Source organism: Lysobacter sp. M15, assembly GCF_022662515.1.
In the GTDB taxonomy this organism is placed as follows: Bacteria; Pseudomonadota; Gammaproteobacteria; order Xanthomonadales; family Xanthomonadaceae; genus JAKPBU01.
Window position 1 is genome coordinate 93522 of record NZ_JAKPBV010000001.1, and the last position, 14528, is coordinate 108049.

General features: G+C 67.3%; 10 protein-coding genes. 3 read left to right on the forward strand and 7 right to left on the reverse strand.

What is annotated here, in order from left to right; genetic code table 11:
* Nucleotides 1-12 precede the first annotated feature (12 nt).
* Entirely contained in the window at nucleotides 13-1158 is a 1146-nt protein-coding gene (locus tag MC380_RS00370; protein WP_242101252.1) for a phytase, read from the reverse strand.
* Between the two features lie 171 nt (nucleotides 1159-1329).
* Here MC380_RS00370 and MC380_RS00375 point away from each other — a divergent pair, with 171 nt between their 5' ends.
* A complete protein-coding gene (locus tag MC380_RS00375; protein ID WP_242162393.1) occupies nucleotides 1330-3714 on the forward strand; it encodes a TonB-dependent receptor in 2385 nt (794 codons plus the stop codon).
* Nucleotides 3715-3935: 221 nt separating this feature from the next.
* Here the strand turns inward: MC380_RS00375 and MC380_RS00380 are convergent, their stop codons facing one another.
* From MC380_RS00380 to MC380_RS00390, 3 genes are all read right to left on the reverse strand, one after another.
* Entirely contained in the window at nucleotides 3936-5456 is a 1521-nt protein-coding gene (locus tag MC380_RS00380) for a sulfatase (protein WP_242162395.1), read from the reverse strand.
* A 124-nt stretch (nucleotides 5457-5580) separates the two neighbouring features.
* Nucleotides 5581-7128, reverse strand: coding sequence for a sulfatase (locus MC380_RS00385; protein ID WP_242101249.1), 1548 nt, complete (start codon nucleotides 7126-7128; stop codon nucleotides 5581-5583).
* A gap of 178 nt (nucleotides 7129-7306) precedes the next feature.
* Nucleotides 7307-8689, reverse strand: a complete 1383-nt coding sequence (locus MC380_RS00390; RefSeq protein ID WP_242101248.1) for an L-serine ammonia-lyase — start codon at nucleotides 8687-8689, stop codon at nucleotides 7307-7309.
* Nucleotides 8690-8731: 42 nt separating this feature from the next.
* Between MC380_RS00390 and MC380_RS00395 the strand changes: the two genes are divergently transcribed.
* Nucleotides 8732-8965, forward strand: a complete 234-nt coding sequence (locus MC380_RS00395; RefSeq protein WP_242101247.1) for a glutaredoxin family protein — start codon at nucleotides 8732-8734, stop codon at nucleotides 8963-8965.
* A 28-nt stretch (nucleotides 8966-8993) separates the two neighbouring features.
* Here the strand turns inward: MC380_RS00395 and MC380_RS00400 are convergent, their stop codons facing one another.
* The 3 genes from MC380_RS00400 to MC380_RS00410 are packed head-to-tail and all read right to left on the reverse strand — an operon-like array spanning nucleotide 8994 to nucleotide 10874.
* Nucleotides 8994-9545: a YceI family protein gene (locus tag MC380_RS00400; RefSeq protein ID WP_242101246.1), complete on the reverse strand. Its 552-nt coding sequence runs from the start codon at nucleotides 9543-9545 to the stop codon at nucleotides 8994-8996.
* Nucleotides 9538-10134: a cytochrome b gene (locus tag MC380_RS00405; RefSeq protein WP_242101245.1), complete on the reverse strand. Its 597-nt coding sequence runs from the start codon at nucleotides 10132-10134 to the stop codon at nucleotides 9538-9540. The genes MC380_RS00400 and MC380_RS00405 overlap by 8 nt, the downstream gene beginning before the upstream one ends.
* Complete coding sequence (locus MC380_RS00410) at nucleotides 10131-10874, reverse strand: YceI family protein (protein WP_242101244.1); 744 nt, start codon at nucleotides 10872-10874, stop codon at nucleotides 10131-10133. Before MC380_RS00410 ends, MC380_RS00405 begins: the two co-directional genes overlap by 4 nt.
* Before the next feature lie 117 nt (nucleotides 10875-10991).
* On the opposite strand from MC380_RS00410, the gene MC380_RS00415 reads away from it, so the two are divergent.
* On the forward strand, nucleotides 10992-14528 hold the full coding sequence (locus MC380_RS00415) for a two-component regulator propeller domain-containing protein (protein ID WP_242162397.1): 3537 nt from the start codon (nucleotides 10992-10994) through the stop codon (nucleotides 14526-14528).

A 14528-nucleotide genomic window follows, 5' to 3' on the forward strand; every position in this document is an offset into this window, starting at 1 on the left:
CCGCTCTACGGACTACGGGGTCTTGCAGGTTTCCTGCAGTCCGAGTGCCTTGGCCACGTCGCGCCAGTCGAAGGCGGCCACGGCCTGGTCGTCGTCGACCGCATAGAACACGCCTTCGGGGAAACGCGCGTCGGGCGCCTGGTCGAGCCAGATGCCATCGGTGTTGGCAGTGCGTTCGCCGGCAAAGGCGCCGACGTGCGCAAGGGTGTCGCGGTCGAAGATGTGGAACAGGCTGCGATCCTTGAACTGGTCGGTAGCGATCCAGTAGCCGTCGTTGCCGCAGCGCCACAGCGCTAGGCCTTCTGCCTGCGCCTTGAACAATCCGGCGCCAATGTCGCGGCCGCGATAGCGCCCGTCCAGTCCGTATTCGCGCAGGCGCGTGCCGCTGGCCACGTCTTCTTCGGCGAGCAGCAGACGGTCGTTGCTGATATCGCCGAACACCGATTCGGCGATACGGATTGCGCCTTCGCCGGTCTCACCAAAGCTGCCGAGAAGGTCGGCCGACCAGGCCCCGCCGTCGCGTCGCAGCCGATAGCGCTTGAAACGGCGGTCGAGTTCGACGTCAGGTGGCGGCAGGTCCTCGTCCTGCGACGACATGTAGTTGTCGCTGACGATGACTTCGAAGGCACCGTCGAGCGGTCGCACCCACAGGCCGTAGGGCTGCACCAGGTCTTCGCTGCCGAAGATCGCCACCGATTCCAGCGCGGGCAGGGCGAAGGCCTGCACACGGTGGTTGTCGCGCTCCACCACCAGCGCCAGCGCGTGCCCGGCGCCGGCGCCGGGGTCTTCGACCACGGCGATACCGTTGGGACGCTGCAGCTGGCCCGGGCCTGCGCCAGGTCCGCCGACCGTGCGCAGACGCGCGCCGCTGGCGCCGTCGTAGACGATCAGCAGGTCGGTCGCCTTGGCGGTGGCCAGCAGCCAGCGCCCGCCGTCCGGCGCCAGCCAGCTGGCGGGCGAGTCGATGTTGTCCGCGGGCGTCGATGCGGTGACGAACGCCTCCGGCACCACCACGTGCGCGATGCCGGCGTCGGCCAGCAGCGGCTCGTGCTCGGCACCCTCGTCTGGTTCGCGGTCGGTCACCGGCGCCGAGGCGCAGGCGGCAAGGAACACCAGCAGGGTGGGCAGCAAAGCGGGCAGCAGCGGGCGCAAAGTCATGTCGTCGGATCGTGGTGGGTCGGCGCAGGCTTGTACATGACGAATATGTTTCTTGCGTGACAAGTCGCGTTGCGGGCATCTGCCGGAAGCAATTCCGACACATGGCGCCGCACGTCATATTTCCGTTATCTGCGCCGCGTAAAACACTCCGGTCTCAAGGGGTGAATCACCATGCACAAGACCCGTCTCGCGGCTGCGCTGACGCGCGCACTGGCTGCCGCAGCGCTGCTGTCCACACTTTCGCCGGCGTTGGCGCTGGATTCGCCGTCGGGATCCATGACCGCCGATCCCGCTGCGGCCGAGGCCAAGGAGCTCGACCGCATCGTGGTGATGCCCGAGATCGTCTACCGCAACCGCACCGACGATATCGCGCCGGTGCTGTCCTACGACCTCGAATACTTCCAGCGCTTCGAACCCTCCACCGTCGGCGACATGCTCAAGCGCGTTCCGGGCGTCGGCTTCGTTGGTTCGGACATCATGGAATACGACGGCGCGCAATTGCGCGGCCTCGGCGGCGGCTACACTCAGGTGCTGATCAACGGCAAGAAGGTGCCGGGCGCCGGTGACGATCGCTCGTTCTTCGTCGACCGCATCCCAGCGGAAATGGTCGACCACATCGAGATCAAGCGCAGTGCCAGCGCCAACCGCAGCGGCGATGCGATGGCCGGCGCGATCAACATCGTGCTGCGCGATGCCTACGAATTCACTGGCGGCTATATCCGGGTCGGCGTGAACCGTTGGTACGACGGCGAAGTGAACCCGACCTTCGGCGCGGTGACTTCGTTCGACGCCTTCGGCGGCCGCATGCTGGCCGGCATCAACGTGCAGGACCGCTACCGCCGCAAGGAAAAGCGTTCCGACCGCTTCACCGACAACACCATGACGGAGAAGGTTAGCTGGGAAGACCAGACCGAAGTGAAGGACGGCCGCGACTATTCGGCCAACCTGAGTTACACCGCCGACGTTGGCGACAGCGGCCGCTTCAGCATCGACGGCTTTTACGTCAAGACCGATCGCGATGTGACCGAGGTGTCGTTCGAGGAAGAGCTGGACGACGACGAGACCATTAACGCGCGCGTCCCCGGCCTCAACCCGTACGACCAGAAGAACTACGGCATCGCCGCCGAATACAGGTTCGACATGGCCGGCGGCACCACCAAGCTGGAACTCGACCACGCCCGCTTCGACGACAACGAAGCGACCACCGAAGGCGAACACGTCTACGTCAGCGGTCCGGAAAACTGGGATGAGACCTGGAGCATCGACGGCGCCGAGTGGGAAGAAACGGCGTATGAGGCGGATGCCATCGAAGCAAAGGACGCCGAAACCGGCCTCAAGCTCGCCCACATGCGCCCGGTGGGCGCCGCCGAGCTGGAATTCGGCGTGGACCACCGCAGCAAGAAGCGCGAAAGCCTCGTCACCAGCTACGAGTGGGAAGCCGACGAAGAGGGCCAGACCCCGGCCTGGCCGGCCGACTACGAGCTGGACGGCAGCGTCGCCTCGGTAATCGAGGAAAAGCGCCTGGACCCGTACATCATGCTCAGCAGCAAGGGCGAGGTGTTCTCGTGGGAAGCCGGTCTGCGTTATGAAACCACCAAGTCCGAAGTGGAATACATCGAGGACGAGGAAAGCGAAGGCCGCGTCGACAAGGAGTACGACGAATTGCTGCCGTCGGCGAGCCTGCGCTGGGACGTGACCGACGCCGACCGCATCAACCTGTCGCTGGCCAGGACCGTCAAGCGCCCGAACTTCAACGAACTGATCCCGGCCGTGCTGGACGGCGAGTTCGGCGACAACGACTACATCGGCAATCCGGAATTGGAACCGGAAACCGCCAACGGCCTCGACCTTGGCTTCGAACACCGCCTCGGCCGCAAGGGCGTGGTCGGCCTGAACTTCTTCTACCGCGACGTCAAGGACCTGATCGAACTCGTCAACACCGGCGAGCCGAGCGAAGAAATGCAGGACACCTGGGAAGAAATGATCGAGGACGGTGACGCCGTCGATTTGGCCGACGCGATGGCGCAGGAGCCCGCGGAAAGCTGGCTGTATACCTCGGCCAACGTTGGCGACGGCAAGGTCTGGGGCTTCGAATTCGACCTGTCCACCCCGCTGTCCGCGTTCGGACTGGACGACACCGGCGTGTTCGTGAACTACTCGTGGGTGAAGTCAGAAGTCGAAGACTTCATGGGCACCCGTCGCTTCAACGACCAGGCCAAGAGCGTCTACAACATCGGCTTCATCCAGGACCTGCCGAACCTGGCCGCCAGCTTTGGCGTGACCTATCGCAAGCAGGGCGACGCCTACAGCCGCATCCTGGGCGAGGAAGCCATCGTCCGCTATGGCGAGGAACTGGACGTGTTCGTCGAGAAGCGCTTCGGCGACAGCTTCTCGGCGCGCCTGTCTGCCAACAACCTGTTGGATGCCTCGAAGGACGAATTCTTCGACAAGTTCGACACGCTGGAAGACCAACTCGACCGCGACTACGACGAGTACGAACTGGAAACCGAAGAAGCCGGCCCGAGCTACCAGTTGGTCATGCGCTGGGCGTTCTGATCCCGCCACTGCACCTGTGGCCTGTGGCTAAGGTTTGAATAACTGCTGTCATCCCCGCGAAAACGGGAGCCAGTGTCTTCAAGCCGGAGAAATCCAAGACGCCGGGTTGACCAGCCCTTCGGGCTGTTGAAAAGCGCTTCCGCTTTCGCGGCAATGACGATCAAATTCAGAGGTTCCGGAGCGACTTCAGCGCGCCATTTTTGCGTCGCGTCGTGGGGGGCTCAGCCGCCGTAATGGCACTGCTGTGGCTGCTGCTGTTCGGGCAGGTAATCCGGTGGATCGTGGTCGTCGTACCGGGCGCGCAGCTCGGCCAGGCGCGCGCGTAGTTGCGAGAGAGTCTGCGCGTGCGCGGGGTCGTGCGCCAGGTTGTTGCGTTCCTGCGGGTCGGCCTGCAGGTCGTACAGTTCGTACTCGCTCGGTTCGCGCCAGAACTCGATCAGCTTCCAGCGCGCGTTGCGCACGCCGCGATGGGGCCGCACGCAATGCACGCCCGGATATTCGTAGTACTCGTACAGGAAGTCCTGGCGCCAGTCGGTCGCGCGCCGTTCGATCAGTGGCCTCCAGCTTTCGCCCTGCATCGCATGGGGAATTGTGGCGCCGCCCAGGTCCAGCAGGGTCGGCGCCAGGTCGATATTGAGCGCGAAATGGGCATCGTCGACGCGGCCCGCTTCCATGCCGCCGGGCCAGCGCAGCAGCAACGGGATGCGGATCGACGGCTCGTACATCAGCCGCTTGTCGAACAGCCCGTGTTCGCCGAGGAAGAAGCCGTTGTCGGTGGTGTAGACCACCAGCGTGTCCTCGGCCATGCCGCTGTGCGCGAGATGGTCCAGGAAGCGGCCGATGTTCTCGTCCACGCCCAGCAGCACGCGGTAGTAATTGCGCATGAACTGCTGGAAGTTGGCTTTCGCAAGGGCTTCCCCCGCGGGCTCGCCGATCTTGCCCTTGCGGAAGTCCGGCATCTCGGCGATGCGCATCATCGTGCCCCGCACGGCCCGGGAGCGCGCCTCCAGTGATTCCTCGAAGCTTGGCGGCAGCGGAATCTCGACGTCTTCGAAGCGGTCGCGGAAGCGCGGCGCCGGGTTCCAGTCGCGATGCGGCGCCTTGAACTGGTAGAGCAGGGCGAAGGGACGGTCGCGCGGCGCCTCCTTCACGAAGCGCAGGGCGTGCCCGCCGATCACATCGTCGGTATGCCCGCGCTGTGCCCGCCATTGGCCCTGCACCCACATCTCGGGATCGAAGTAGCTGCCCTGGCCGCGGATCATGGCCGTATAGTCGTAGCCTTCCGGCAGGGTGTTGATATGCCACTTGCCGACCATGCCGGTGTGGTAACCGGCCGTGCGCAGCAGCAGCGGCCAAGTCTGCGCGTTGCGCAACGGCGGCTCGCGGGTGAAGCCGGCTTCCTCGCCGTTGGTGCGCATGCCGTGGGTATGCGAATACTGGCCGGTAAGGAAGCTCGCGCGGCTGGGCAGGCACAGCGCGTTGGTGACGAAGGCCTGGTCAAAACGCAGGCCTTCGTTGCCGATCCGATCCAGGTTGGGCGTCTGCAGGATCGCATTGCCGTACAGGCTCATCGCCGAGCGCGCATGGTCGTCGGTCATGATGAAGACGATGTTGGGCCGGCGCGCGCTGCGCGACCGCACCACGCCCGGTGCGCAGCCGCCGAACAGCGGCGCCAGCGATAGGCCGAGCGAGGCGCCGGCGAGTCGCTTCAGCGCGTTACGGCGGTCATTGCATGTGGTCATGCGGCCCCCGGTATCGGTAGGAGCGACCCCGGATCGGGTCCGCGGCAGGCTTCGTCGCGATGTTCCTTGATTACCAAGCAAGGCGAGAGATCGTGACTGACGTCGCTCCTACGAGGGATCATGGTCATGCCGGGCACTTGCCCGGTTCCAGCTTCGGCAGGACTTCACCCGGCTCGCCGGTGTCGCCGGTCTCGGCGCGCAACGTGTCGATGCGGCGCTTCAGCCGCGCGACGGTGTCGGCGTGCTGCGGATCCTCGACCAGGTTGTCCGTCTCGCCCGGGTCGTTGTGCAGGTCGTAAAGCGCCCACTCGTCCGGCTCCTGCCAGAAGTGGATCAGCTTCCAGCGTTCGCTGCGCACGCCATGGTGCTTGCGCGCGCAATGCACGGCCGGATATTCGTACCACTCGTAGAGGAAGTCATCGCGCCAGTCCGCCTTCTTGTTTTCCAGCAGCGGCTTCCAGCTGCGCCCCTGCATCCAGTCCGGCACCTCGACGCCGGCCAGCTCCAGGAAGGTAGGCGCGACATCGATGTTCAGCACCATGTTGTCGGTGTCGACACGGCCTGCTTCGATATGGCCGGGCCAGCGGATCAGCATCGGCACGCGGATCGACGGCTCCAGCATCAGCCGCTTGTCGTAGAAGCCGTGTTCGCCCAGGAAGGCGCCATTGTCCGAGGTATAGACGACGATGGTGTTCTCGGCCAGTCCCTCCTGGTCCAGGTAATCGAGCACGCGGCCGACGTTCTCGTCCACGCCCAGCAGCACCTGGTAGTAGGCCTTCACGTAGGCCTGGAACACCGCGCGCAGGCGTTCGTCTTCGGGCAGGTTCTTGTCCACCTGCGCCTTGCGGCGCTCGTTGTCGCGGAAGAAATCGCCCATGTCGGCGATCTCCTGCGTGGTCCGGGAGAATGCGATCGGGGCGTCTTCCGGTTGCGGCTCGCCGAAGCCCGATGGCAGCGGGATCTCAACGTCCTTGAAAGCGTCGTAGAAGCGCGGGTGCGGTTCCCACGGTCCGTGCGGCGCCTTGAACTGGTAGCACAGACAGAACGGCCTGTCCTTCGGCCGTTGGCGCAGGTAGGCCAACGCCTGGTCGCCAATCACGTCGTCGGTGTGGCCGAGGAACTTGACCGGCGCGCCGTTGACGATGAACTCCGGATCAAAATAGCTGCCCTGGCCGCGCAGCATCGCCCAGTGGTCGAAGCCGGTCGGCTCGGACTTGATGTGCCACTTGCCGACCATCGCGGTGTGGTAGCCGGCCTGCCGTAGCAGGATCGGATAGGTGATCTGGTCGTGGGCCAGGCCCATCTGCTCATACCAGCCCGGTTCCTCGCCGTTGCTGGTCACGCCATGGCTGTGCGCGTACAGCCCGGTGAGGAAACTGGCGCGGCTGGGCGCGCAGACCGAGGTGGTGACAAAGGCCTGGTCGAAGCGCAGGCCTTCGTTGCCGACGCGGTCCATGTTCGGCGTCTTCAGGATCTGGTTGCCGTAGATGCTGAGCGCGGCCCGGGCCTGGTCGTCGGGCATGATCAAGACGATGTTGGGCGCGTCCTTGCGCGCCTTGCCGATCGCTCCCGCGCCCTCCTGGGCGATGCGGGCGAGCGCAGGCGGCAACGACAGGCCGGCAGCGCCAACTCCGAGCAGCTGCAGGGCGCGGCGGCGGTCGAGGCGGGGCATGCGGTTCCGGAACGAGCAAGGACCTGGCGCATGCTAGCGGCCTGTGTAACCGTTTTCATGAGGCAGTGCACCATTGCGCCCCGCGTCGTGGGGCGCACCGTAATCGCAATGCGGCCTTCTCGCGTGCCTGCCGGCCACGGCGTGATCGTGCGATTACCGTTGGGCCGCCGGCCCGGGCTCAGCACTCGATGACATTCACCGCCAGCCCGCCGCGGCTGGTTTCCTTGTATTTGTCCTGCATGTCGCGACCGGTGTCGCGCATGGTCCTGATCACCTTGTCCAGGCTGACCTTATGCTTGCCGTCGCCGCGCACAGCCATGCGCGCGGCATTGATCGCCTTGACCGCGCCCATGGCATTGCGCTCGATGCACGGGATCTGCACCAGGCCGCCGATGGGATCGCAGGTGAGGCCGAGGTTGTGCTCCATGCCGATCTCGGCGGCGTTCTCGATCTGCCCCGGCGTGCCGCCGAGCGCGGCGACCAGGCCACCGGCGGCCATCGAGCAGGCCACGCCGACCTCGCCCTGGCAGCCGACTTCCGCGCCGCTGATCGATGCGTTCTCCTTGTAGAGGATGCCGATGGCCGATGCAGTCAGCAGGAAATCGAAGAGGCCCTGTTCGTTCGCACCGGGGCAGAAGCGGTCGTAGTAATGCAGCACGGCGGGCAGGATGCCGGCCGCACCGTTGGTAGGCGCGGTGACGACGCGGCCGCCAGCGGCGTTCTCCTCGTTCACCGCGAGTGCGTACAGGTTGACCCAGTCGAGCACGGTCAGCGGATCGCGCATCGCCGCCTCGGGTTTGGACGAGAGTTCGGCGAACAGGGCCGGCGCGCGGCGCGACACGTGCAGCCCGCCGGGCAGGGTGCCGGTCTGGCGGATGCCGCGCTGCACGCAGCTCTGCATCGCCGACCACAATTCGCGCAGTCCTGCACGGATCTCGTCCGGGCTGCGCCAGGCCTGCTCGTTCTCGAACATCAGCTGGGCGATGGTCAGGCCGCTGCGCTGGGCCTGGGCGAGCAGCTCGTCGCCGCTGGAAAACGGATACGGCAGCGGCGTGGTGTCGGCGACGATGCGGTCCTCGGCGGCTTCGTCCTGGTTGACGACGAAACCGCCACCGACCGAGTAGTAGTCGCGCGTGGCGAGCTCGTTGCCGTCGGCGTCATAGGCCGCGAAGCGCATGCCGTTGGTATGGTAGGGCAGCTTCTGGCGCTTGTTCATCACCAGGTCGCGCTTCTCGTCGAAGTCGACTTCGTGCCTGCCGTGCAGCCGGATCCTGCGCTCGCTGCGGATGCGTTCCAGGGCCTTGGGAATGACGTCGGGATCGATCAGGTTCGGCCATTGGCCTTCGAGCCCCATCAGCACCGCCTTGTCGGTACCGTGGCCGCGACCGGTCAGCGCCAGCGAGCCGAACACTTCGGCGCGGACCCGGGCCACGTCCGATAGCCGCCCCGGTTCCACCAGCCAGCGTTCGACGAAACGCGCAGCCGCGCGCATCGGACCGACCGTATGCGATGAGCTCGGTCCGATGCCGATCTTGTAAAGGTCGAAGGTGCTGACGGCCATGCGAAGATTCTACGCCCTGCCTCCGAATGAACCGGGCGAGCGATGCCGCGGCTGATCCTGTACCAGCGTGACGACTGCCCGCTATGCGACCAGGCGCTGGGCGTACTGGCGGCCGCCCGGGTGCCGGAGTTCGAGAGCGTATGGATCGACGGCGATGATGCGCTGGAAGCGCGCTATGGGGAACGGGTGCCGGTATTTCGCGACGACGCGAATGGAGTCGAGCTGGATTGGCCGTTCGATCCAGCCGCGCTGGCGGCGATCGGCGCAGCCGGTTAGTCAGACGCCCGCGGAAGCTTCCGCGAACTCACGGTGCGGGTTCGAACACGACCTTGGTGCTGATGGCGATCGCGTTCGGGATCAGTGATGTATCGGCCCACTCGCCGCCGCCGACGCCGAAGTCGAGACGGCGGACCGTGGCCTTGCCGGCCAGCACCGGCCTGGCGCCCGGCGTCCAGGTGAAGGTCAGGGTGACGGGCTTGCTCACGCCGCGCAGGGCGAGGGTACCGTCGGCCGCGTACTGGTTGCCGCCGAGCGCACGGAACCGGGTCGCCGTATAGCGTGCCTGCGCGAACTTGCCGGCATCGAAGAACGCGCTGCCACGCAACTCGCCGTCGTAGTCGGCATTCTCGGTCGTCGCGCTCGCCATCGGGATCACGACATCCAGCTTCGCGCCCGCCAGTTGTTTCGGGTCGAACGAGAGCCGGGTCGCGAAGCCAGGGAAATACCCGGTGAACACTTCGCCCTGGTAGGTGCCGGCGAACGTCAGACGCGAACCGGGTGCCTGCGCGTAATCGGCGGCGAAGGCGCTGGTGGACGAAACAAGCACGAGCGCAGCGGCGAACAGGGTCTTACGCATTGCGTGAATCCTCGATCGGGTCGAGCGGTTGCTCCAGACGCAACCAGCCTTTGGGCAGCATGCGCGCGAGCGTGGCATCGCGCTGGAACAGGTGGTGGTAGAACGCTGCGGCGACATGCACGAGCGCCACGCCGACGAGGGTCCAGAACAGCAGTTCGTGCGCCTGCTCGGCGAATTCGTGCAGGCCCTCGTCCTTGCCGGCGATTCGCGGCAGGTTGAACAGGCCGAACCACTGCAGCGGAAAGCCGGCGGCGGAATTCAGGACCCAGCCGCTGATCGGGATCGCGAACAGCAGGACATACAGGCCCCAGTGCGACAGGTCGGCAATGCGCTCCTGCCAGCGCGGCATGCCGGGGACCGGGCGCGGTACGCCCGAATACAGGCGCCACAGGAGCCGCAGCAGCGCCAGCGCGAGAATGGTCAGGCCGAACGACTTGTGCAGCGCGTAGAGCTGGATCTTGTCCGGGCTGTTGCGCAGGGTCACCATCCACAGGCCGACGCTCCCCTGGCCCAGGATCAGCAGCACGATCAGCCAGTGGAACAGTTTGCTGAGCCAGCCCCATTCGGTTGCGGTGTTCTTCAGGCTCACGGCGCCGGCTCCGGTATCGCGGGTACGGTCGTGTCCGGAATGCCGGACGGCGCGGGTGGTCCCGCCGGCGGTTGTTCGGCTTCCGGTGGCGTTGGGGTATCGACCGGGTTCGTCGCGGGATCCGTGGCTTCGATCTCGTCGGCTGGTTCGTCGTCGGGTTGCCTTGCGCGCGTCGCCTCGGCTTCGATCCGCAGCTCCACCGCGTCGCCGATCACGCTCGGCCAGGCGTCGATACTGAAGTCCTTGCGGCTGAGGGCAGCGGTCGCCGAAAAACCCACCGTTCGCCGGAAGGGCGGCATCGGATGACGCCTCGCGGCGTTGAGGGTCACATCCAGCTTCACCTCCTTCGACACGCCATGCAGCGTCAGCGTGCCGAAGACCGCGGCATGGGTCGCATCGATGGGCTCGACGCGGGTGGACACGAAGGTCGCCACCGGATGGTCGTCGGCATCGAGCAGATTCTTCGCCAGCGCCGCGCGGTTCCATTTCGGGTCGCCCAGATCGAGGCGCGTCATCGGCACGCTGGCCTGCAGGCGGGCACTCGACCAGTCGTCCGGGTCGAACCACAGCTCGCCGGTGCTGCCGGAGACGGTGCCGAGCGCGTGCGAGAACCCGGCGTGGCTCACCGCGAACAGGACCCGGGTGTGGACCGGATCCAGTTCGTAGCGCACGGCCTCGGCCTGGGCGACCAGGGGTGAGGTCGACAGCAGGAAGGCCAGGAGCAGGCCGGATGCGCGCATCGAGCAAAGCCAGGAAGGGAATCGCAGCGATTCTAGGCGTGGGCGGGTGAACCGTGCCGCTTGCGCGCGCAACGGTCCATTGCGAGCATGCGGCGGGGCTCGGGCAAGGAGGTTCGGATGCGGCGAGGGGCGGGCCGGCTCGGAATCGTGGCTGCGTGGACATGCCTGCTGCTGGCGGGCGTGGGCCGTGCGGCCATACCCGATACGCCGCAGCCGCGCCAGCTGAGCGTGCTCGACGGCATGCCGTCGAATCGCGTCAACGCGATTGCGGAAGATCGCCAGGGTTATCTGTGGATCGCCACCCGCGACGGGCTGGCGCGCTATGACGGCGTGGGCTTCCGTGTCTGGCGGGTCGGCAACGGCCTGCGCGACAACTTCGTCTGGAGCGTGCGCGTTGATGCGCAGGATCGGGTCTGGATCGGCACCCGCAATGCGGGACTGTCGGTGCTGGATGCCGAACGGCGCAGCTTCCGCCATTTCGACCGGACCTCGCATCCAGCCATCGGTAGCAACGAGGTCTGGAGCCTGGAACGCACGCGCGACGGTGCGCTGTGGTTCGGTACCGCGGGAGGCGGCTTGCATAGGCTGGGAGCGGACGGACGCATCCGGCGTTTCGTGCACCGGCCGGGCGATGCGGCGAGCCTGCCCGCCGACAGCGTCACGGCACTGAGAGTCGATGACACCGGCAGCCTGTGGGTGGCGACGACCGGTGGGGTCGCGCTCTGGACCGGCAGCGGCTTTGCCAGTTTGGCGATGCTCGGCAGCGTGCACCGGGTGGACTCGCTGACCGTGGACGACGCCGGCGACCTGTGGATGGGCGTCAGCGGCGAAGGCCAGGTGCGCCGGCGCACCGGCCGCATCGAGCGCATGCCGTTCTCCGATCCGGTACTGGGAGGGCCAGCCTTGCAGGTCCTGCTGCAGGACCGGCAGGGCGCGCGTTGGCTGGATACCCGCAGCGGGCTGGCGCGCGAGCGCCGCGGCCTGGTGCAGGACGTGCCCCTGTACAGCACCACCAGCCGCGGGCTGGTGCGCCCGGCGTGGAGCGCGGCCTACGAGGATCGGGAAGGCGGCCTGTGGTTCGGCAGCAGCGATTCGGGCCTGTGGCACCTGCCGTCCAACTGGCGCGATTTCAGCCTGCTCACCCGGCGCGTGGACGATCCGGGCACGCCCGCCAATGCCTTCGTGCACGGCGTCGCGCCGGCGCACGACAACGGGCTGTGGCTGGTGGGCAGCGGCGGGGTGCTCGATCGCCTCGACCCGCAGACCGGCCGCATCGAACACGTGCTGCGCAATGTCTGCGGCGAAGTGCGCGCGCAATCCGTGCTGCAGACCGGCGATGGGAGTGTCTGGATCGGCTGCCGTGGCGAACTGGTGCGGGTGGACCCCGGCAGCCGCGCAGCCACGCGCTGGCGGGCTGGGGACTCGATCGATGCGCCGCCCGCGGGTTTGATTTCGGCAATGACCGAACGCGGTGACGGTGCCCTGTGGCTGACCGACGGCAACGTGCTGCAGTTGCGCAGCACCGCCGGACGTGTGCTTGAACAACTCGTGGCCGGCGACGGGCGTGGCCTGCGCGCCGATGCGCTGGTGAGCCAGCTCGCGATCGCGCCCGACGGCGGGCTGTGGCTGGCGACCAGCGACGGGCTGTGGATGTGGAACGACGGCGCGCGCCGGATCGAGCCGGTGCCAGGCGCGCCGCGCCGGCCGCTGTCGGCCTTCACCGTGGCCGGGCGCGACATGGTCTGGCTGACCGGCATGGGCACCCTCTCGGCTTGGCGCTGGGACGGTGCGCGCCTGGTCCAAGCCGCCAGCGTCGGCGCGGAACAGGGTCTGCCGATGGTCGCGCCGAGCGGCGTCACCGTGGACGGCGTCGGGACGCTGTGGATGACCAGCATGCGCGGACTGGTCCGCTACGACCCGCAGCGCAAGCGCGTACGCGTCTTCGGAGTGCGCGACGGACTGCCGAGCCAGGAGTTCAGCGACAGCCCGATCCAGCTCTCGCCCCTGGGCTATCTCGCGGTCGGAACCGCGGACGGCCTGCTGCTGTTCCATCCGCAGCAGATCCAGTGGAGCGATCGGGTGCCGACGCTGGCCATTGCCTCCGTTGGCGTGCGCCGCGGCGAGCGGCGGGTCGAGCTGCCGCGTTCGGGCGCGATCGTGCTCAAGCCGGGCGATCGCGACCTGCGCATCGTGGCGCGCCTGCTCTCGTTCACCGACGTGCACGCCCATCGCTACCGTTTCCGTTTGCAGGGCTACGATCCCGGGTGGGTCGACGCCGATGCCACCGGCGAGCGCCTGTTCGCCACGCTTGCGCCGGGTAGCTATCGCCTGGCGGTACAGGCGCGCACCGTGGACGGGGAATGGAGCCCATCGCAGTTCCTGGACTTGCGCATGCCGCCGCCGTGGTGGCGCACGCCCTGGGCTTATGCGGTCTTCGGACTGACCCTGCTCTCGCTGCTGTGGTGGGCGGCGCACGCCTATCGCCTGCGCTTGAAGCGTCGCCATGCCTGGCAGCTGGCCAAGCACCAGCGGGCCGTGGCCGAGCAGGCGTCCGAAGCCAAGACGCGTTTCCTGGCCATGCTCGGACACGAAGTCCGCACCCCGATGACCGGCGTGCTGGGCATGAGCGAATTGCTGCTCGCGACCGACCTGGACGCGGAGCAGCGCAGCCACGTGACCTCGATCCGACGCGCTGGCGAGCATCTCCTGCGTCTGGTCAACGATGCCCTGGACCTGGCCCGGATCGAAGCCGGCAAGCTGCAGCTGGAAAGCGGGGAGTTTTCGCTGTCCGCCCTGATGCACGACGTGGTCGGCCTGATGGCGCCGCTCGCCGAGCGACGCGGCCTGCAGTTCAGCGATGCCATCGATGGCAGCGCGCCGCGTGCCCTGCGCGGCGACCGGACGCGTGTGGCCCAGATCCTGATGAATCTGCTCGGCAATGCGATCAAGTTCACCGAACGCGGATTCGTCGCGCTCGAAGCCATGCCGCTGGCCGGCGGCGGCGTGCGCTTCGCGGTGACCGACAGCGGCCCGGGGCTCAACGAGGAGCAGCAGCAACGCCTGTTCCGCAGGTTCGAGCAGGCCGAAGGCGCACGCACCGCGGCCCGCTACGGCGGCAGCGGGCTTGGGCTTGCGATCAGCCAGGAGCTCGCCGCGGCGATGGGCGGGCGTATCGACGTGGAAAGCACGCCGGGCAAGGGCACCCGCTTCATCGTGGACCTGCCCCTGCCCGCCGCAGTGGAAGTAAGCGTCGGGCACGGCGGCGAAACCGCGTCCGGCGAAACGGCCTCCACCGGGCCGCTGTGCCTGCTGCTGGTGGAGGACGACCCCACGGTCGCCGAAGTCCTGGTGGGCCTGCTGCAGGCGCAGGGGCACCAGGTCGTGCACGTCCCCCATGGCTTGGCGGCGCTGGCCGAAGTATCCGGTCGGGCCTTCGATCTCGGCTTGCTGGACCTGGACCTGCCCGGTATCGATGGGTTGGCCTTGGCGCGCCAGCTGCGCGCGCAGGGCTTCGCCAAGCCGCTGGTGGCGGTGACTGCCCGTGCCGACGCCGAAGCCGAGCCGCTGGCGCGCGCTGCCGGTTTCGACGGCTTCCTGCGCAAGCCGCTGACCGGCGCGATGCTGGCGCGCGCGATCGAGGCGGCGATGGCCTGA

What these genes read in the sequence shown, in the direction of transcription:
- MC380_RS00370 (WP_242101252.1), bottom strand. Translation starts at nt 1,158, where the DNA reads ATGACTTTGCGCCCGCTGCTGCCCGCTTTGCTGCCCACCCTGCTGGTG.
- MC380_RS00375 (WP_242162393.1), top strand. Translation starts at nt 1,330, where the DNA reads ATGCACAAGACCCGTCTCGCGGCTGCGCTGACGCGCGCACTGGCTGCC.
- MC380_RS00380 (WP_242162395.1), bottom strand. Translation starts at nt 5,456, where the DNA reads ATGACCACATGCAATGACCGCCGTAACGCGCTGAAGCGACTCGCCGGC.
- MC380_RS00385 (WP_242101249.1), bottom strand. Translation starts at nt 7,128, where the DNA reads ATGCCCCGCCTCGACCGCCGCCGCGCCCTGCAGCTGCTCGGAGTTGGC.
- MC380_RS00390 (WP_242101248.1), bottom strand. Translation starts at nt 8,689, where the DNA reads ATGGCCGTCAGCACCTTCGACCTTTACAAGATCGGCATCGGACCGAGC.
- MC380_RS00395 (WP_242101247.1), top strand. Translation starts at nt 8,732, where the DNA reads ATGCCGCGGCTGATCCTGTACCAGCGTGACGACTGCCCGCTATGCGAC.
- MC380_RS00400 (WP_242101246.1), bottom strand. Translation starts at nt 9,545, where the DNA reads ATGCGTAAGACCCTGTTCGCCGCTGCGCTCGTGCTTGTTTCGTCCACC.
- MC380_RS00410 (WP_242101244.1), bottom strand. Translation starts at nt 10,874, where the DNA reads ATGCGCGCATCCGGCCTGCTCCTGGCCTTCCTGCTGTCGACCTCACCC.
- MC380_RS00415 (WP_242162397.1), top strand. Translation starts at nt 10,992, where the DNA reads ATGCGGCGAGGGGCGGGCCGGCTCGGAATCGTGGCTGCGTGGACATGC.